General features: G+C 62.1%; 15 protein-coding genes and 1 pseudogene. 6 read left to right on the top strand and 10 right to left on the bottom strand.

The features are described 5' to 3' along the window. The first annotated feature begins 70 nt into the window (after positions 1 to 70). The 5 genes and pseudogenes from ASD75_RS20795 (at position 71) to ASD75_RS20780 (ending at position 5,198) form a co-directional block, all read left to right on the top strand. Positions 71 to 769 (top strand): IPTL-CTERM sorting domain-containing protein, encoded by a 699-nt coding sequence (locus ASD75_RS20795; RefSeq protein WP_056747699.1) that lies wholly within the window; start codon positions 71 to 73, stop codon positions 767 to 769. 592 nt (positions 770 to 1,361) lie between these two features. Next, positions 1,362 to 1,772 (top strand): annotated as a pseudogene (locus ASD75_RS24255) (collagen-like protein); the annotation flags it as partial. A 78-nt stretch (positions 1,773 to 1,850) separates the two neighbouring features. After that, a complete protein-coding gene (locus ASD75_RS20790; RefSeq protein WP_056747697.1) occupies positions 1,851 to 2,900 on the top strand; it encodes a glycosyltransferase in 1,050 nt (349 codons plus the stop codon). A gap of 43 nt (positions 2,901 to 2,943) precedes the next feature. Further along, entirely contained in the window at positions 2,944 to 4,008 is a 1,065-nt protein-coding gene (locus tag ASD75_RS20785) for a PLP-dependent cysteine synthase family protein (RefSeq protein WP_056747696.1), read from the top strand. Between the two features lie 20 nt (positions 4,009 to 4,028). After that, positions 4,029 to 5,198: a lipocalin-like domain-containing protein gene (locus ASD75_RS20780; RefSeq protein WP_369817510.1), complete on the top strand. Its 1,170-nt coding sequence runs from the start codon at positions 4,029 to 4,031 to the stop codon at positions 5,196 to 5,198. 56 nt (positions 5,199 to 5,254) lie between these two features. Here the strand turns inward: ASD75_RS20780 and ASD75_RS20775 are convergent, their stop codons facing one another. The 5 genes from ASD75_RS20775 to ASD75_RS20755 all read right to left on the bottom strand — a co-directional run bounded on the left by ASD75_RS20775 (position 5,255) and on the right by ASD75_RS20755 (position 9,991). Further along, complete coding sequence (locus ASD75_RS20775) at positions 5,255 to 6,256, bottom strand: branched-chain amino acid ABC transporter permease (protein ID WP_056747694.1); 1,002 nt, start codon at positions 6,254 to 6,256, stop codon at positions 5,255 to 5,257. 12 nt (positions 6,257 to 6,268) lie between these two features. Continuing rightward, complete coding sequence (locus ASD75_RS20770; protein ID WP_056747693.1) at positions 6,269 to 7,153, bottom strand: branched-chain amino acid ABC transporter permease; 885 nt, start codon at positions 7,151 to 7,153, stop codon at positions 6,269 to 6,271. Positions 7,154 to 7,251: 98 nt separating this feature from the next. Then, positions 7,252 to 8,448 carry an ABC transporter substrate-binding protein gene (locus tag ASD75_RS20765; RefSeq protein ID WP_056747691.1) on the bottom strand — a complete coding sequence of 399 codons (1,197 nt, stop codon included), beginning with the start codon at positions 8,446 to 8,448 and terminating at the stop codon, positions 7,252 to 7,254. 59 nt (positions 8,449 to 8,507) lie between these two features. Continuing rightward, a complete protein-coding gene (locus ASD75_RS20760; RefSeq protein WP_056747689.1) occupies positions 8,508 to 9,221 on the bottom strand; it encodes an ABC transporter ATP-binding protein in 714 nt (237 codons plus the stop codon). Then, a complete protein-coding gene (locus tag ASD75_RS20755) occupies positions 9,221 to 9,991 on the bottom strand; it encodes an ABC transporter ATP-binding protein (RefSeq protein ID WP_015013285.1) in 771 nt (256 codons plus the stop codon). Before ASD75_RS20755 ends, ASD75_RS20760 begins: the two co-directional genes overlap by 1 nt. A gap of 377 nt (positions 9,992 to 10,368) precedes the next feature. Between ASD75_RS20755 and ASD75_RS20750 the strand changes: the two genes are divergently transcribed. Beyond that, a complete protein-coding gene (locus tag ASD75_RS20750; RefSeq protein WP_056747772.1) occupies positions 10,369 to 12,204 on the top strand; it encodes an ABC transporter transmembrane domain-containing protein in 1,836 nt (611 codons plus the stop codon). A gap of 47 nt (positions 12,205 to 12,251) precedes the next feature. Here the strand turns inward: ASD75_RS20750 and ASD75_RS20745 are convergent, their stop codons facing one another. The 5 genes from ASD75_RS20745 to nuoL form a co-directional block, all read right to left on the bottom strand. Further along, on the bottom strand, positions 12,252 to 12,734 hold the full coding sequence (locus tag ASD75_RS20745) for a DUF1178 family protein (RefSeq protein ID WP_056747687.1): 483 nt from the start codon (positions 12,732 to 12,734) through the stop codon (positions 12,252 to 12,254). Between the two features lie 176 nt (positions 12,735 to 12,910). Then, positions 12,911 to 13,216 (bottom strand): DUF2818 family protein, encoded by a 306-nt coding sequence (locus ASD75_RS20740; protein ID WP_056061582.1) that lies wholly within the window; start codon positions 13,214 to 13,216, stop codon positions 12,911 to 12,913. A gap of 73 nt (positions 13,217 to 13,289) precedes the next feature. Beyond that, complete coding sequence (gene nuoN / locus ASD75_RS20735; protein WP_056061579.1) at positions 13,290 to 14,783, bottom strand: NADH-quinone oxidoreductase subunit NuoN; 1,494 nt, start codon at positions 14,781 to 14,783, stop codon at positions 13,290 to 13,292. Between the two features lie 29 nt (positions 14,784 to 14,812). Then, the gene (locus ASD75_RS20730) at positions 14,813 to 16,288 is read right to left on the bottom strand and encodes an NADH-quinone oxidoreductase subunit M (RefSeq protein WP_056061577.1); all 1,476 of its coding nucleotides are present in this window, start codon (positions 16,286 to 16,288) and stop codon (positions 14,813 to 14,815) included. A 13-nt stretch (positions 16,289 to 16,301) separates the two neighbouring features. Beyond that, positions 16,302 to 18,323: an NADH-quinone oxidoreductase subunit L gene (gene nuoL / locus ASD75_RS20725; RefSeq protein ID WP_056747685.1), complete on the bottom strand. Its 2,022-nt coding sequence runs from the start codon at positions 18,321 to 18,323 to the stop codon at positions 16,302 to 16,304. Positions 18,324 to 18,335: the final 12 nt, after the last annotated feature.

The following is an 18,335-nucleotide window of genomic DNA, read 5'->3' as shown; positions in this document are numbered from 1 at the left end:
GCACAGTCACGTGGCAATGCAAGACTGAGCTGCCGCGTACATAACGTACATAAGAGTAAGAGGGAAATCCATGAAATCAGTATTCCGGCATATGGCCGCCGCAGCCGTGCTCTGTTGCGGCCTCATCGCCCCCGCGTGGTCGCAATATGTCGTGGGCGCTGGCGCTTCGATTGACATGTCCGGAGGAGGCTCTTGGGATATCGGCTGCCTCCCCGTGCAGGTGGAAGGCTCCCTGATCATCGGTGCCGGCCAGTTCTCGACAGGCAGCAACCTCGACATCGCTGGCTCGGGGGTTTTCAACGGCGGCACCGGCCTGCTTCAAGTGGGCGGCAACCTGAGCAGCTCCGGCACGTTCAACCCCGAGACCGGCTCTGTGGTGCTCACAGACGGATGCATAGGCAATACCAGCCAGCTTTCAGGCACCTTGGTGTTTCGCAATCTGACTTTGTCTAGCTCCACGGGACGTACCTTTGTCATTCCGGCAGGTACCAACATCACCGTGTTGGGGACCCTGACGCTTCAAGGAGCACCGGGACAAAACATCCAGCTGATCTCTTCGGGTGGCGGCACTGCCGTCATCAACCTCGGGCCCGGCGCAACAGTCAACCGCACCTTCGCCACTGTGGCGGGTAACGTTCAAATCGGCGCGGCCGTTGCGGCCAGCAGCATCCCGACACTCAGCGAGTACGGCTTGATGCTTCTGGCACTCCTGATGGGCATGGCTGCCTTCTGGCACCACCGCCGTGGTGCCCCAGCACCGCACGCTTGATATCTGCAACCAGGAGCGATTTGCCATGACATTCCCCTTCCATCCCCTTCGCCTGATGGTTGCACTGAGCGCAGCCTATGCCTTGCACACGCCGCTGGCCCTGGCCGCCGACATCTCCGCCACTGTCCCCAGTGGTGGTGGCTTTGTGATCAAGAACTCCGCCGGCACCCAGGAACGCTTTCGGGTACAGGACAGTGGTGAAGTGCGGGCCCCGGGCCTGAGCGGCGCAACGCCCAACACCAGTCTCACCTGCTTTGATGCTCCCACAGGTCGCCTGGGCCCTTGCGCCAGCGGTATCGGCACTGGCGCCACCGGTGCAACAGGCCCGACAGGCGCTACTGGAGCCATTGGAACGACCGGCCCCACAGGCAGCGCGGGAGCAGCAGGTGCCACTGGGGCAACTGGCGCAACGGGACCCACCGGGGCAACGGGCGCCACGGGCGCCACCGGTGCCACGGGAGCAGGCGCTACCGGTGCAACCGGCCCAACCGGTGCAACAGGCCCTGTGGGAGCCGCTGGAGCGGTGGGCCCCACAGGCGCCACCGGGGCCGACAGCACTGTGCCCGGACCACAGGGCACCCAGGGGATTCANGCAACAGGCCCTGTGGGAGCCGCTGGAGCGGTGGGCCCCACAGGCGCCACCGGGGCCGACAGCACTGTGCCCGGACCACAGGGCACCCAGGGGATTCAAGGCCCTGCGGGCGCCACCGGGGCAACTGGCGCTACCGGTCCCACCGGCGCAGGAACCGTGTCTCTGACCACCGTGAGCAACACTGGAAACTGGTTGCTGGCCGACCACACACCCCCAACCAATACTGCAGATGTCGAGCTGACTGCCACTTGCACTGCGGGCAAGACGGTGGTCAACGGCGGCTGCCGCATCACCGCAGGGAGGGGAGGCAGCTACTTTGAGGGGGGCTACCCATCTTCATCCACGCAATGGACCTGCCAGTACTCGGTTTTCAACGACCTCTCCGCAGAAGCATTCGCTATTTGCCAGTAAGGTATATCCAACCCATTCAACCGAGCGCGCGCAAAGCGCAGCCCTCCCTTAGTGAGCCCCCTCCCTATCTGCCTGAACATGATCGTGAAGAACGAGGCACCGGTGATCACCCGGTGCCTCGCTTCGGTGAAGCCCTGGATAGACCATTGGGTCATCGTTGATACGGGCTCTACCGATGACACACAGGACATCGTCCGTGAGTTCATGCGAGACATTCCCGGCACTCTGCATGAGCGCCCCTGGAAGAACTTTGCGCACAACCGCAACGAAGCACTGGAGCTGGCACGCCCTCATGGCGACTACCTGCTCTTCATTGATGCCGATGAGCAACTGCGCGTATCGCCAGACTTTGTCTGGCCCGCGCTCTCGGCCGATGGGTACACCCTCACCTGCCATATGGACGGCTGGGAATACCAGCGCAACAGCCTGGTGGCCACACGCATCGGCTGGCGCTGGGAGGGTGTGCTGCACGAGTACCTTACGGCCAAGCAGCATGGCCCCTGGCAGACCCTGCAAGGGCCCGTCATCCACGTATCCCACGATGGCGCCCGAGCGCGCGACCCGGAGACCTACCTGCGCGACATGGCGCTGCTGGAACAGGCAGTGCGGGATGACCCCACGAATACACGCAACGTTTTTTACCTTGCCCAGAGCTGCCGCGATGCCGGGAAAATCGAACCCAGCTTGCAGTGGTACCAGCGACGGGTTGACATGGGGGGGTGGGACGAAGAACGCTGGTATGCCCTGTTCCAGATCGCCGTGCTGCATGAGCGCAACCAGGCCCCACCCATCACCGTGCGCAATGCTTATCTGGCTGCCTACGCGGCCCGCCCGCAGAGAGCTGAGCCCCTGTGCGAACTGGCCCGCTATCACCGCGAACGGGCCGAACATGCACTTGCCACCGTGTTTGCCTTGCAGGCGTCACAGATTCCGCAACCTGCGGACATTCTTTTTGTGGATACACAGGTGTACGCATGGCGTGCACTGGATGAACTGGCCGTCAGTGCCTTCTACACCCCCCACCGAGACCTGGGCCGTGCTGCGCTGCAGCGGCTGCTGGCCGAGCGCCGATACCCGACGGACCAAGCCCAACGCATTGAAGCAAATCAGGCGTTCTACGGACTGTGACCTCCAGCACGGTACAGGCTGAAGGCGCTGCGACAATGCGCACATGCAGATCCCGCCCTCCCCTACTCGATGGCTCCACGAAGCCATCGCCCGCATCGAAGCAGACTACCAGCGCAGCGCTGACACCCACCTGATCCCACTGCGCCTGCCCGCGTTTGCCGCGCATGGCATTGACCTGTACCTCAAGGACGAATCCACCCACCCCACGGGCAGCCTCAAGCACCGGCTGGCGCGGTCGCTGTTTCTGTATGCGCTGTGCAATGGCTGGGTGCATGAGGGCTCGACCATCGTCGAGTCGTCCAGCGGCTCCACAGCGGTGAGTGAGGCTTACTTTGCCCGGCTGCTCGGCCTGCCGTTTGTGGCGGTGATGCCGCGCAGCACGTCACCCGAGAAAGTGGCGCAGATCGAGTTCCATGGCGGGCGTTGCCACTTTGTGGACAGCGCGGGCGCTGTGTATGACGCGGCCCGTGCGATTGCCGGGGAGACCGGCGGCCACTACATGGACCAGTTCACGTACGCCGAGCGCGCGACCGACTGGCGGGGCAATAACAACATTGCCGAGAGCATGTTCACGCAGATGGCGCGCGAGCCGCACCCTGTGCCGCGCTGGATTGTGGTGGGCGCGGGCACGGGTGGCACCAGTGCGACCATTGGCCGCTATGTGCGCTACCAGCGCCATGCCACGCAGGTGTGTGTGGCCGACCCGGCGGGGTCGGTGTTCAGCGCCTACCACCGCACAGGCGATGCCCAGCTGACGGCGCCAGGATCGCGCATTGAAGGCATTGGGCGCCCGCGTGTGGAGCCGAGCTTCATCCGCACGCTGGTGGACCGCATGGTGGATGTGGCGGACTGCGAATCCATCGCCGCCATGCGCGCGCTGTCGCAGTTGCTGGGGCGGCGCGTGGGCCCGTCCACGGGCACCAACTTTGTGGCCATGCTCACGCTGGCCAGCGAGATGCACGAGCGGGGCGAGCGCGGCTCCATCCTGTCGCTGCTGTGTGATGCGGGCGAACGGTATCTGCCCACGTACTTCGACACGGCATGGGTGGACCGCACGTTTGGCGATTGCTCGGCTGCGCAGCAGAAGGTGGATGGCCTGATCGGCTGATGCCAGCCACGCACTGCACCATGCCCTCCCACCCATTGCCCCCAGGTTCTTTGCCGCTTGCCCCCGGTCCCATGGTCACGCGCCGGCGGTGGCTGGCGCAACAGATGCACTGGGGCCTGGCCGCCATCGGGGCTGCGGGGTGGTTGCCCCTTTCCGCGCATGCCTTGCCTGCACGCACGCTGGCATTTCCGCGCGACCACGGCAGCCACCCGGAGCTGCGCACCGAGTGGTGGTACATCACCGGCCATGTGCAGGCGCAGGGGCAGCCCTGGGGTTTTCAGATCACGTTCTTCCGCTCGCGGGTGGATGGCACGCAGCAGTTGCAGTCCGCCTTTGCGGCCAAACACCTGCTGTTTGCGCACGCCGCCATCACCGATGTGCGAGGCCAGCAGCTGGTGCATGACCAGCGGATTGCGCGTGCCGGTTTTGGGGTGGCGCAGGCCAGTGAGGCCGACACCCGCATCCGCCTGCAGGACTGGACGCTGGAGCGCAGCGACACAGCGCGCGGCAAGTCAGACTTTGCAGCCAGCCGCTACACCACCCACATCGTGGGCAGCGATTTTGGGCTGGACCTGGTGTTTGACAGCACCCAGCCCGTGCTGCTGCAGGGGCAGCAAGGGCTGTCCCGCAAGGGGCCGGACGCCGAGCAGGCCAGCTACTACTACAGCCAGCCCCAGCTCGCCGTCAGCGGCACCTTGCAGGTGGGCAACAAACGCATGGCGGTGACACCCGACACGGGCCGCGCCTGGATGGACCACGAGTGGAGCGAGGCACTGCTGCACCCCGACGCGCAGGGGTGGGACTGGATCGGCATGAACCTGCACGACGGCAGCGCGCTCACGGCATTCCGACTGCGGCGGGCCGATGGATCAGCGCTGTGGGCTGGGGGATCGTGGCGGGCACCCGGGCAGCCGGTGCAGGTGTTTGGGGCGCAGTCTGTGGCGTTCACCCCCATGCGGTGGTGGACCAGCCCACGCAGTGGCGCGCGCTACCCGGTGCAATGGCAGGTGCAGACGCCCGCAGGCAGCTTTGCAGTGAACGCGCTGCTGGACAGCCAGGAGCTGGACAGCAGCGGATCGACGGGTGCGATCTATTGGGAAGGGCTGTCGGACCTGATGGGTGCCACAGGCCAGCCCGTGGGCAGGGGTTACCTGGAGATGACTGGATACGCAAAGCCGCTGCGCCTGTGAAGGCTGCAGCGGCTTGATGTCAGAAAGATACCGCCAGATCGGGCGGCGTCACCCCCTCAATGCTTGGCGGAGTTGCCTGCGCGGCGCTGCGCCAGCCAGGCGATGATCTCGCCCATGATGCCGCGGCGGAAGGCCAGCACGCAGATCACGAAGATCAGGCCCGTGACCATGGTGACGGATTCGCCCAGGGTCTTGAACCATTCCACGCTGGTCAGTGCGGCCAGCAGGTTGCCGAATTCGCCGATCTTGTTCTCCAGCAGCACCACCACGGCCGAGCCGATGAGCGGGCCCGACAGCGTGCCCAGGCCGCCTACCAGCGTCATCAGGATGACCTGGCCCGACGCGGTCCAGTGCACATCGGACAGCGTGGCAAAGCCGAGCACCAGGGTCTTGAGAGAGCCTGCAAGGCCCGCCAGAGCCGCCGACAACACAAAGGCCAGCAGCTTGAAGCGGTGCGTGTCATAGCCCAGCGAGATCGCGCGGGGCTCGTTCTCCTTGATGCCCTTGAGCACCTGGCCAAACGGCGAGTGGATGGTGCGCACGATCAGCAAGAACGCTGCGACCACGATGACCAGCGCGACGTAGTACATGACGAGGTCGCTTTGCAGATCGATCACGCCAAACAGCTTGCCGCGCGGCACACCCTGCAAGCCGTCCTCACCACCCGTGAAGGGGGCTTGGAGACAGGCGAAGAACAGCATCTGCGCCAGCGCCAGCGTGATCATGGAGAAGTAGATGCCCTGGCGGCGAATGGCCAGCCAGCCAAACAGCAGGCCCAGCAGCGCGCCACCGGCGGTGCCGAGCAGCAGGCCCACTTCAGGCGTCAGGCCCCACACCTTGATGGCGTGGCCAGCCACATAGGCAGCGCCACCGAGGAAGGCCGCATGGCCAAAAGACAGCAGGCCGGTGTAACCGAGCAGCAGGTTGAACGCGGAAGCAAACAGTGCAAAGCACATGAGCTTCATCACGAAGACGGGATAGGCGCCGAGAAAAGGCGCGGCAATGAGGGCCAGCAACAGCAGGCCGTAACCAATGGTGGCAGTGTTCTTGGAATTCATGCTGGCGGCCCCTTATTTTTCTTTGCCGAACAGGCCGGCGGGGCGAATGAGAAGAACGATGACCATGATGACAAACACCACGGTGGAAGACGCTTCGGGGTAGAACACCTTGGTGAAACCTTCGATCACTCCCAGGCCCAGCCCGGTCAAGATGGAGCCCATGATGGAGCCCATGCCGCCAATCACCACCACGGCAAACACCACGATGATCAGGTTCTGGCCCATGAGCGGGGTGACCTGGTACACGGGGGCGGCCAGCACACCGGCAAAGGCGGCCAGTGCGGCACCAAAGGCGTAGGTCAGGGTCACCATCACCGGCACGTTGATGCCGAAGGCCTCCACCAGGCGCGGGTTTTCGGTACCGGCACGCAGATAGGCGCCGAGCTTGGTTTTTTCGATCACATACCAGGTGGCCAGACAGATCACCACCGACGCGACCACCACCCAAGCGCGGTAGTTGGGCATGATCATGAAGCCGAGATTGGTCGCGCCTTCCAGCAGTTCGGGTGTGTCGTAGCCCAGGCCCGACACGCCATAGATGGAGCGGAACACGCCTTCGATCAGCAGGGTCAGGCCCAGCGTGAGCAGCAGCCCGTACAGGTGATCAAGCTTGTAGATCCAGCGCAGCAGCAAGCGCTCGATCAGCACCCCGAACAGCCCCACCACGAGCGGCGCCAGCACCAGCATCAACCAGTAGTTGATGCCGAAGTAGTTCATGGCCATCCATGTCAGCAATGCCCCGGTCATGAACAGTGCACCGTGCGCAAAGTTGATGACGTTGAGCAGGCCGAAGATCACAGCCAGCCCCAGGCTGAGGATTGCGTAGAACGATCCGTTGACCAGCCCCAGAAGGAGCTGGCTCAACAGGCCGGGCAATGAGACACCAAAGATTTCCATGGGAGGCAGCAGCAGGTGGAGAGAGTTCAGGTCAGAGGACCACACCGGGCCCAGCGCCCCGCAGGGACAGCCAGGCCGGTGTGCGCCCTCTCAGGGGTTTACTTCCAGAGCGGGCACTTGCTCTCGGCCTTGGTGGTGAACACCGAGTCACCAGGCAGCTTCTTGATCAGCTTGTAGTAGTCCCAGGGCTTGGTGGACTCTGCGGGCTTCTTCACTTCCATCAGGTACATGTCGTGCACATAGCGGCCATCAGGACGAATCTGACCAGAGGCGAAGAAGTCATTCAACTTCATCTTGCGCCAGGTTTCCATGACCTTGTCGGCATCCACCGACTTGGCTGCTTCCACGGCCTTGAGGTAGTTCATGGTGGCTGAATAGTCAGCAGCTTGAATTTCACCAGGCATGCGCTTGGTTTTCTCGAAGAAGCGGGCAGAGAACTTGCGGGTCTCGTCGTTCAGGTCCCAGTACCAGCTGGTGGTGAACTGCAGGCCTTCGGTATTGCGCAGGCCCAGGCTGTGCACGTCGGAGATGAAGATCAGCAGGCCGGCGAGCTTCATGCTCTTGCCGATGCCGAACTCCTTGGCAGCCTTGATGGAGTTGATGGTGTCACCACCTGCATTGGCCAGGCCCAGGATCTGTGCCTTGGAGTTCTGTGCCTGCAGCAGGAAGGACGAGAAGTCGGACGCGTTCAGCGGGTGGCGCACGGCACCCACCACATTGCCGCCCTTGGCCTTGACCACTGAGGTAGTGTCGGCCTCGAGCGCATGGCCGAAGGCATAGTCTGCCGTCAGGAAGTACCAGCTCTTGCCACCGCCATCCACAATGGCCGAGCCAGTGCCCTTGGCCAGCGCCACGGTGTCATACGCATAGTGGACGGTGTAAGGCGAGCACTGTTCGTTGGTCAATGCCGAACTGGCAGCGCCGTTGTTGATGTAGACGCGCTTCTTCTCGGCGGCTACCTTGGCAATGGCCAGTGCGGTGCCGGAGTTGGTGCCACCAAACACCATGGTCAGGCCCTGGGTGTCGATCCACTCGCGGGCCTTGGAGGCTGCGATGTCGGCCTTGTTCTGGTGGTCGGCGCTCATCAGTTCGATGGGCATGCCCAGCACCTTGCCGCCAAAGTCATCAATGGCCATCTGGATGGCGACTGCGCCGTTCTTGCCTTCCACGTCCGCGTACAGGCTGGACATGTCGGTGATGAAACCGATCTTGACCTTGTCCTGTGCGTGCGCGGCCGAGGTGGCCAAGCCTGCAACGCCCAGCATCAGTGCCAGCACTTTGAGTTGTTTCTTCATGGATTTGTCTCCTGTGGGTGTGGTGGAAGAAAGCGGTAGGGAAAGGGTGCGGACGTGGCTCAGACGCCCAGCAGTTCGTTGAGCACAGGCATCTTGGCTTCCAGCTCGGCAGCGCCGAACTTCTCCACGATGCGGCCGTGCTCCATCACGTAGAACCGGTCGGCCAGCGGTGCGGCAAAACGGAAGTTCTGCTCAACCATGACCACGGTGTAGCCCTTCTGGCGCAGCATGGTGATCATGCGGGCCAGGGCCTGCACAATGACGGGCGCCAGGCCTTCGGAGATTTCATCGAGCAGCAGCAGGTTGGCGCCGGTGCGCAGGATGCGGGCCACGGCCAGCATCTGCTGTTCGCCGCCCGACAGGCGCGTGCCCTGGCTGTTCTTGCGCTCGGCCAGGTTGGGGAACATGGCGTAAATCTCCTGCACCGACATGCCCGGCGTGCCCGTCTTGAGGGCGGGTGGCAGCAGCAGGTTTTCTTCGCACGACAGGCTGGAGAAAATGCCACGCTCTTCAGGGCAGTAGCCCACGCCCAGGTGCGCAATACGGTGCGTGGGCATGTTCACGGTTTCCACGCCGTTGATCTTGACCGAACCCTTGCGCGCACCGGTCAGCCCCATGATGGCGCGCATGGTGGTGGTGCGGCCTGCACCGTTGCGGCCCAGCAGCGTGACCACCTCGCCCGGCTGGACGACGATGTCCACGCCGTGCAGCACATGCGACTCGCCGTACCAGGCTTCGAGGTTCTTGATTTCGAGTGCGGGAGCGCCAGCCATCAGTGCGCTCCCTGCAGTTGGCCGTCGGTCGTGCCCATGTAGGCTTCCATGACTTGGGGGTTGTTGGAGACTTCTGCGTAGGGGCCTTCGGCCAGCACGGCGCCGCGCTGCAGCACGGTGATACGGTCTGCGATGGTCGACACCACCTTCATGTTGTGTTCCACCATCAGGATGGTGCGGCCTGCCGAGACCTTCTTGATGAGTTGCGTAACGCGGTCCACGTCTTCGTGGCCCATGCCCTGCGTGGGCTCGTCCAGCAGCATCAACTCGGGCTCCATGGACAGCGTGGTCGCGATCTCCAGTGCGCGCTTGCGGCCATAGGGCAGGTTCACGGTCACTTCATCGGCCAGGTCTTCCAGTCCCACCTCGGTCAGCAATTGCATGGCACGGTCGTCCAGTTGCCGCAGGGTGCGCTCGCTGCGCCAGAAATGGAACGAAGTGCCCAGCTTGCGCTGCAGGCCCAGGCGCACGTTCTCGATGAGTGTCAGGTGCGGGAACACGGCCGAGATCTGGAACGAGCGGATCACTCCACGGCGTGCAATCTGTGCGGGCTGCTCTCGCGTGATGTCATGGCCGTTGAAGCGGATGACACCCGAAGTCGGCTCCAGAAACTTGGTGAGCAGGTTGAAGCATGTGGTCTTGCCTGCACCGTTGGGGCCGATCAGCGCGTGGATGGACCCGCGCCGAACGGCCAGGTTCACGTCACTGACGGCGGTGAAGCCCTTGAACTCTTTGGTCAGGCTGTTGGTTTCAAGAATGACGTCGCTCATTGCGCCTTGGCCGCTCCGTAAGGTGCTGAAATGAGGAGCCTTGCAACAAGGTCTCCGGGGAGGTTGGATCGCAACGCATCGTATGTCTCCCTACCCCGCGGTAGATACTGGGACTAATGCCTATGTATAAATGCCTACGTACCCGCCCTGAGGGCGCATGGCGCTGGGGATGTACGGGCGCGGGCAGCGCGCCAATGCTCAATCTGGCGCCGTGGCAGGCACAAAAGACCACACGCGGTGGTGGTGCAGCGCCGCGCCCCTCACTGACTTTTTGCTGACAGGCCTTGGTATTCACCACCGTGGGCACCACCTACAGCGAGAGAGAGGCTGTGCCTCCTCCTTCTGCAGCGCCCGGCTGCGCCGCCTACACTGCCACGATGCCCTCCCCCTCCTCCTCCACGCCCACCCGCGGTGCGCCCCGGTCGCTCATGGGACTGCTGCCCTTTTTGCGCCCTTATCGGGCGCGCATTGCACTGTCGCTGGTGTTCCTGGTGCTGGCGGCATTGGCCACACTGGCGTTTCCCATGGCACTGCGCAATCTCATCGATGGAGGCCTAGTCTCTGCGACGGGTGACCGGGGAGCGCAGGCCATGGCCCTTCGTGGGCATTTTGAAGAGCTGTTTGCGGTGGCCATGGCACTGGGCGGGTTTTCGGCCGCGCGCTTTTATATGGTGAGCTGGCTGGGCGAGCGCGTCACCGCTGACCTGCGCAACGCCGTCTACACCCATGTGCTGCAGCAAAGCCCCCAGTTCTTCGAGACCACCCAAACCGGCGAGGTGCTGTCGCGGCTGACGTCGGACACGACGCTGGTGCAGACCGTGGTCGGCTCATCGCTGTCCATGGGGCTGCGCAATGCGGTTCTGGGTCTGGGTGCCCTGGTCATGCTGGTGTGGACGAATCCCTATGTGATGTCGGTGGTACTGCTGGCCGTCGTGCTGGTGGTGCTGCCCACGATGTGGATCGGTCGCAGGGTGCGCCGATTGTCACGCGACAGCCAGGACCGCGTGGCCGACTCCAGCGCCATCGCGGCCGAAGTGCTCAACGCCATCCCGGTTGTGCAGAGCTATACCGCTGAGCCACGCGAGGCCTCAAGGTTTGCGCGGGCCACGGAAGACGCCTTTAGCGCGGCGGCCAAGCGCACCAAGGCACGCGCCTTGCTCGTGGCCTTCATCATCATCGCCAACGCGGCCCTTCTGCTGTGGGGGTTGTACCGGGGCACAGAAGCCGTGCTGGCAGGGCAGATGAGTGCGGGCCACCTGGGCCAGACCGTGGTGTACGTGATTCTGCTGGCGAGCGCGGTGGCAGTACTGGGCGAAGTGTACGGAGACCTGCTGCGTGCTGCCGGCGCCACCGAGCGCTTGATGGAGTTGCTGTCGAGCCGTTCCCCCGTGGCAAACCCTGCGACACCCAAGCGGCTGCCCACTTCGGATCAAGGGCTGGAGGTGCAGTTTGACAACGTGCAGTTTCACTACCCGTCGCGCCCGGATCAGCCCGCGCTGCAGAACTTCTCGCTGCACCTGTCACCCGGAGAGACTGTGGCACTGGTGGGCGCCAGCGGGGCAGGCAAGACCACGGTGTTTCAGTTGCTGCAGCGCTTTTATGACGTGGATAGGGGCAGGGAGGCGGGTGCTCAGGGTTCACGAGCGGGACGCATCCTGTTGAACGGTGTGGACATCCGCGACCTGAGCTTGGACACACTGCGCGCCCATACGGGCACCGTGCCCCAGGATGCCGTGATTTTCTCCGCCTCGGCCATGGACAACGTCCGCTATGGCCGTCCGGATGCCTCCGACGAAGAGGTCATAGCGGCCACCCGGGCTGCCTTTGCGCATGACTTCATCGCAGCCCTGCCCGAGGGCTACCACACGTTTCTGGGCGAACGGGGTGTACGCCTATCGGGCGGCCAGCGCCAACGCATCGCCATTGCCCGAGCCATGCTCAAAAATCCGCCCCTGTTGCTGCTGGACGAGGCCACCAGCGCACTGGACGCAGAAAGTGAGCGCATGGTGCAGGCCGCGCTGGACACCGCCATGCAGCGCCACACGGGCAGAAGGACCACGCTGGTAATCGCCCACCGCCTGGCCACGGTACAAAATGCCGACCGCATCGTGGTGCTGGACCATGGTCAGATCGTGGAGCAAGGCACCCATAGCGCATTGATGGCACAAGGTGGGGTGTATGCGCGCCTGGCTGCACTGCAGTTCACCAGTTGATCCCGGCACCATTCCGCAAGGTCCACCCCCAGGACCGGGTGCAGTGGCTACTGCAGGGTTTCCTTGACTGCCGCTGGCAACGGCATGACCGCAATGCCCTCATCCAGCAACTGCAACGCCTCCTGCGCGGTGGCCTGGCCACGAATGGCCCGATCCTGAACCTCGCCGTGGTGCATGCGCCTGGCTTCGTCGGCAAACCGGGAGCCTACATCTTCGGTATTCGCGACGACCTTGCGGGCCAGCTCCAGCCACGCTGCCTGTAGCGCCGGGGGAAGCGTCGATGCCTCGACCTGCGCGCTGGAAACAGCATGTGAAACAGAAGTTGTGCCGGACGGTGCCGCCGCAGCTGCGGCGGGCTCGCGGGCGCCCAGATTCAGGCGCGGCGCGCTCAGCCGCTTGTCGATATGGACGTCTGCGCACAAAGGGCACTGCACCAACCCGCGCTGCTTCTGGCTCTGAAAGTCATCTTCAGAACCAAACCAGCCTTCAAACACATGGCCGTGCTGACATTGGAGATCCAGTACCTTCATAAGATGCATCGTACGCTGGTGAGCGCAATCCAATGACTGGCGGCACCAGGCACATCAACGTCCAGGTGCAGAGTTGTGTTCAGAAGTGCTCCACCCCATCTGCCGGCCTACTGCTGGCAACGGGGAAGTGCCCTCAAGGCTTTATCGAATGGCTCTGCCCGGAACCGACCGCTGCTTCAGCCGTGGCGCCGCAGCAGATACCGATAGACAAACCCGGGGAAGGCCAGCGTGAGAAACATGGTGCCGGTGATGGCGTAAAACTCCCAGCCCTGAGGTGCAATTTGGCCTGCACGACGCTCCAATAACAGAGCCATCCCGCCCACCAAGAAGTACAAAACGATCAGTTCGGCCATGCGCCCGACCAGAGGCTTGCCGTTGGCGACGGAGGGGCCCACCACCAGCCAGCGCTGATTGACGAAGGGCAGATTGGCGGCAATCAAAGCCGCCACAATCACAAGCCAAACCGAACCGGTAAGTGACACAGAGGAACTGATCGAGGCAGCAAATTGGGAATGGGAGCAGTAGCCCGCGCGACGTGTGCGCGCAGGCTACCGATCAGGTCGCCAGTGCGCGGACCACGGCGTCGGCACACAGGGCCATCAAACCGCCTGGCAGCAAGCCCAACACCAGCACCAAAGCGCCGTTGATGGTCAGCACCACGCGCACATCGGCGGGCGCCGATACATTGGTAGCGGTCAAGGGTGCGTCGAAATACATGACTTTCACCACCCGCAGGTAGTAGAACGCACCGATCAGCGACATGATCACGGCAAACACAGCCATCGCCATGTAAATGGTCTGCCCCGAAGCGATCAGGGCTTGAAGAACCGCCAGCTTGGCATAGAAGCCCACCAGAGGAGGAATACCTGCCATGGAGAACAGGCAGACAGCCATCACGCCCGCATACAGGGGGCTTCGCTGGTTGAGGCCTGCGAAATCGGAAATCTCTTCGCTCTCAAAACCTTCCCGGGCCAGCAGCAGGATCACACCAAAGGCCGCCAGCGTGGTCAACACATAGGTAATGACGTAGAACATCGAGGCGCTGTAGGCGTTCTCCACCGCAGTGGCGTCCACGTTGCCATTGATGACCCCGGACATCAGGCCCAGCAGCACGAAGCCCATCTGGGAGATGGTGGAGTAGGCCAGCATGCGCTTGAGGTTGGTCTGCGCAATGGCTGCCAGATTACCCACGAGCAAAGAACCAATCGCCAACACGGCCAGCATCTGTTGCCAGTCGATAGCCAGGGGCAGCAGACCATCCACCAACAAACGGATGGTGATGGCAAATGCAGCCAGCTTGGGCGCACCACCAATCATCAGCGTCACTGCAGTGGGTGCGCCCTGGTAGACATCGGGAATCCACATGTGGAAGGGCACCACCCCCAGCTTGAAGGCCAGACCGGCTACGACAAACACCAAGCCGAACACCAGCACCTGATGCTTGATCTGACCGGAATTGACTGCCTTGAACACCTGGCCAATATCCAGCGAGCCCGTGGCACCGTACACCATGGACAACCCATACAGCAGGAAGCCACTGGCCATGGCGCCCAGCACAAAATACTTCATGGCCGCTTCTGTGGCGGTAGCGTTGTCGCGACGCAATGCCACCAGGGCATAGCTCGACAGCGTGAGCAACTCAAGCCCCAGGTAGATCACCAGGAAGTTGTTGCCCGAGATCATGATGAACATGCCGAGCAAAGCGAACATGGACAGCGTGAAGAGCTCGCCCCCCCGCAACATGTCGCGGTCGGCAGCATAGGGGCGGCCATACACCAGGGTGACCATCATGGCCACGGTGGCAAAACACTTGAGCCAATTGCCCATGGCGTCACTCACCACCATGTTGCCAAAACCGTAGAAGGTGTTACCGCTGCTGGCATACATGGCCTGCAGGGCAGCCACCACGGCCAGCGTGAGCATGGTCAGCACATAGGTGCTGGTGCGACGAGGGCTGTGTACGCCCAGATCAACCAGCGCAATCACGCAGGCCATCGTCAACAGCACAATTTCGGGGTAAATCGCTAGCCAGCTGATGTTGTCAATCATCTCGAATCTCTCAGTTCAGTCTGGTCTGTTCAGTTCAGCTTGGTCTGCGCGACATGCTTGAGCAGTTCTGCCACCGAGGTGTCCATCACGTCGGTGAACGGACGGGGGTAGAGGCCCATGGCCAGCACCGCGATGCCCAGCACAGCAAGCACCAGGAACTCGCGGCTGTCGATGTCCGTCAAGCCCTTGACGTTGTCATTGCCCACGGGGCCCAGGTACACACGCTTGAACATCCACAGGGTGTAAGCAGCACCAAAAATCAGCGCAGTGGCGGCAGCCAGACCGATCCAGAAATTGGCCTTGACGGCACCCAGGATCACCATCCACTCACCCACAAAACCGGCCGTACCCGGCAGACCGCAGTTGGCCATGGCAAACAGCAGGGCAAACGCCGTGAAGTTCGGCATGGTGTTGACCACGCCACCATAGGCGGCGATTTCACGGGAGTGCACACGGTCGTACAAGACACCGATGGACAAGAACATCGCACCGGACACAAAACCGTGCGCAATCATCTGGACAATACCGCCGGACACGCCCAGGTCGTTGAAGATGAAAAAGCCCAAGGTCACAAAGCCCATGTGCGCCACCGACGAGTAAGCCACCAGCTTCTTCATATCCTTCTGGACCATAGCCACCAGGCCCACATAAATCACGGCGATCAGCGACAAGGCAATCATCAGCCACGCCCACTGGCGCGCAGCGTCAGGAGCGATTGGCAGCGAAAACCGCAGAAAACCGTAGGCACCCAGTTTCAGCATGATGGCGGCCAGCACTGCAGAACCGCCCGTGGGCGCCTCCACGTGCACATCGGGCAGCCAGGTGTGGACGGGCCACATGGGCACCTTCACGGCAAAGGCGGCAAAAAATGCGAAGAACAGCAGGGTCTGCGCACGTCCGCTCAACGGCAGCTGATGCCAGGTCGCAATGTCAAAGCTGCCACCCGACTGGTTGTACAGGTAGATCAGCGCGATGAGCATCAACAGCGACCCGAGCAGCGTATACAGGAAGAACTTGAACGCTGCGTAGATCTTGTTGGGGCCGCCCCAGATGCCGATGATCAGATACATCGGGATCAGCGTTGCCTCGAAGAACACATAGAACAGAATGCCGTCGAGTGCGCTGAACACACCGATCATGAGCCCCGAAAGGATCAGGAAAGCGCCCATGTACTGGTTCACGCGCTCCGTGATTGACTCCCAGGAAGCAATCACCACAATGACGGTGATAAATGCTGTCAGCGGCACGAACCAGAAGGAAATGCCGTCCACCCCAAGGTGGTAGTGGACGTTGAAGCGCTCGATCCAGTCAGCCTTCTCCACAAACTGCATGGCTGCTGTACCCAGCTTGAAGCCATCGTACAAAGGCAGCGTGACCAGGAAGCCGATCAGCGCGCCGACGAGCGCCAGCCAGCGCACGGCACGCGCGTGCTCATCGCGCCCGATGGCGAGCAACAGCACGCCAAACGCAATCGGTGTCCAGATTGCAAGACTCAACAGACCCATTTTTATTCTTCTCCTACTTGTTGAGCCAGACGAAATACGTCATGAGCACAAAAACACCCAGGATCATGACCAGCGCATAGTGGTAGATGAACCCCGACTGCACCCAACGCACAGCACCGGCCACCCACCGCACCAGCTTCCAGGACCCGTTGACCAGGGCGCCATCGATCACAGCCTGATCCCCACCCTTCCAGAGACCCACGCCCAGCGCACGTGCACCACGGGCCAGAATGTTCTCGTTGATCCAGTCGAGGTAGTACTTGTTTTCAAGCAACGTGTAGATGGGCTGTACGCGCGCCTTGATCGCCGTGGGCAACGCAGGATTGACCATGTACATGTAGTACGAAAGCGCAACACCTGCCAATGCGAGCCAGAACGGCGCCGTCTGCAGACCATGCAATGCCATGGCCCAGGCGCTGTGGAAATGCTCCGCCATGTGTGCCATGGAAGGATGCTTGGCCGCATCCACAAAAATGACATCCTTGAAGAAGTCCCCAAACAGCATGGGCTGGATGAACAGGAAACCCACCACCACCGAAGGAATGGCCAACAGCACCAGAGGCACTGTCACAACCCAGGGAGACTCGTGCGGTTCGTGGTGATCATCGTGGCCGTGGCCATGGTGATCGTCGTGGTGAGCATCCGGATTCTGGTCGTAACGCTCCTTGCCATGGAAGACCAGGAAGTACATGCGGAAGGAATAGAACGCCGTGATGAACACACCTGCGAGCACTGCGAAATGTGCAAAACCGGCTGCTGGCAGATGGCTGAAGTGCACCGCCTCAATGATGCTGTCCTTGGAATAGAAACCCGAGAACAGCGGCGTGCCGATCAGGGCCATAGAACCCAGCAGCGAGGTGATCCAGGTGATGGGCATGTACTTGCGCACACCGCCCATCCAGCGGATGTCCTGGTTGTGGTGCATGCCCATGATGACCGAGCCTGCGCCCAGGAACAACAAGGCTTTGAAGAACGCATGGGTCATCAGGTGGAACACAGCCACCGAGTACGCCGAGGCGCCAAGCGCTACTGTCATGTAGCCGAGCTGCGAAAGCGTCGAGTACGCCACCACGCGCTTGATGTCGTTCTGGATGATGCCCAGGAAACCCATGAACAATGCTGTGATGGCACCGATCACCAGGATGAAGTTGAGCGCAGTGTCCGACAGCTCGAACAGAGGCGACATGCGCGACACCATGAAGATTCCGGCGGTCACCATGGTGGCAGCGTGGATCAGAGCGGAGATGGGAGTCGGACCCTCCATCGAATCAGGCAGCCAGACGTGCAAGGGAAACTGCGCTGACTTGCCCATAGCGCCGATGAACAGGCAGATGCAGATCACCGTGACGAGCATCCAGCTGGTGCCGGGGAACGACAGAGAGCCCAGTTCACCCGCCTTGGCGAAGATCTCGCCATAGTTCAAGGTGCCGGTATACGCTGCGATCAGGCCAATGCCCAGAATGAAGCCAAAGTCGCCGACACGATTGACCAGAAACGCCTTCATGTTGGCGAAGATGGCAGAAGGCTTGTTGAACCAGAACCCGATGAGCAGGTAGGACACCAGACCCACGGCTTCCCAGCCGAAGAACAGCTGCAGCAGGTTGTTGCTCATGACGAGCATGAGCATGGAGAAGGTGAACAGCGAAATGTAGGCAAAGAAGCGGTTGTAGCCCTCGTCTTCTTCCATGTAGCCAATGGTGTAGATGTGAACCATCAGCGACACAAAGGTCACCACCACCATCATCATCGCCGTGAGGCTGTCGATCAGGAAGCCCACTTCCATCTTCAAGCCACCCACCACCATCCAGGTGTACAGGGTTTCATTGAACCGGGCACCATCGAGCGCCACGCTCTTGAGCGTCATCGCCGAGAGGATGAAAGCAACCAGCACCCCGAGGATGGTCAGGGTATGGCTCAGGCGACGACCGATCCAGTTACCACCGAAGGTCGTACCGAAGACGCCGGCCAGTAAGGCGCCTGCCAGCGGTGCCAACGGCACTGCCAGGAGGGTTGAAGCAGAGAGGGTTTGACTCATTCTTGAGAACCT

The organism is Acidovorax sp. Root568 (assembly GCF_001427445.1).
Lineage (GTDB): Bacteria > Pseudomonadota > Gammaproteobacteria > Burkholderiales > Burkholderiaceae_C > Acidovorax > Acidovorax delafieldii.
The sequence above is the reverse complement of the archived record's forward strand: the minus strand, read 5'-3'. Positions and strand labels throughout refer to the sequence as shown.

Excerpts from the sequence above, each read along its gene's own strand:
- ASD75_RS20760 (WP_056747689.1), bottom strand. The coding sequence starts at position 9,221 with ATGGCTGGCGCTCCCGCACTCGAAATCAAGAACCTCGAAGCCTGGTAC.
- ASD75_RS20795 (WP_056747699.1), top strand. The coding sequence starts at position 71 with ATGAAATCAGTATTCCGGCATATGGCCGCCGCAGCCGTGCTCTGTTGC.
- ASD75_RS20745 (WP_056747687.1), bottom strand. The coding sequence starts at position 12,734 with ATGAAGGTACTGGATCTCCAATGTCAGCACGGCCATGTGTTTGAAGGC.
- ASD75_RS20780 (WP_369817510.1), top strand. The coding sequence starts at position 4,029 with ATGCCCTCCCACCCATTGCCCCCAGGTTCTTTGCCGCTTGCCCCCGGT.
- ASD75_RS20775 (WP_056747694.1), bottom strand. The coding sequence starts at position 6,256 with ATGAATTCCAAGAACACTGCCACCATTGGTTACGGCCTGCTGTTGCTG.
- ASD75_RS20755 (WP_015013285.1), bottom strand. The coding sequence starts at position 9,991 with ATGAGCGACGTCATTCTTGAAACCAACAGCCTGACCAAAGAGTTCAAG.
- nuoN (WP_056061579.1), bottom strand. The coding sequence starts at position 14,783 with ATGATTGACAACATCAGCTGGCTAGCGATTTACCCCGAAATTGTGCTG.
- ASD75_RS20765 (WP_056747691.1), bottom strand. The coding sequence starts at position 8,448 with ATGAAGAAACAACTCAAAGTGCTGGCACTGATGCTGGGCGTTGCAGGC.
- ASD75_RS20730 (WP_056061577.1), bottom strand. The coding sequence starts at position 16,288 with ATGGGTCTGTTGAGTCTTGCAATCTGGACACCGATTGCGTTTGGCGTG.
- ASD75_RS20785 (WP_056747696.1), top strand. The coding sequence starts at position 2,944 with ATGCAGATCCCGCCCTCCCCTACTCGATGGCTCCACGAAGCCATCGCC.
- ASD75_RS20770 (WP_056747693.1), bottom strand. The coding sequence starts at position 7,153 with ATGGAAATCTTTGGTGTCTCATTGCCCGGCCTGTTGAGCCAGCTCCTT.
- ASD75_RS20750 (WP_056747772.1), top strand. The coding sequence starts at position 10,369 with ATGCCCTCCCCCTCCTCCTCCACGCCCACCCGCGGTGCGCCCCGGTCG.
- ASD75_RS20790 (WP_056747697.1), top strand. The coding sequence starts at position 1,851 with ATGATCGTGAAGAACGAGGCACCGGTGATCACCCGGTGCCTCGCTTCG.
- nuoL (WP_056747685.1), bottom strand. The coding sequence starts at position 18,323 with ATGAGTCAAACCCTCTCTGCTTCAACCCTCCTGGCAGTGCCGTTGGCA.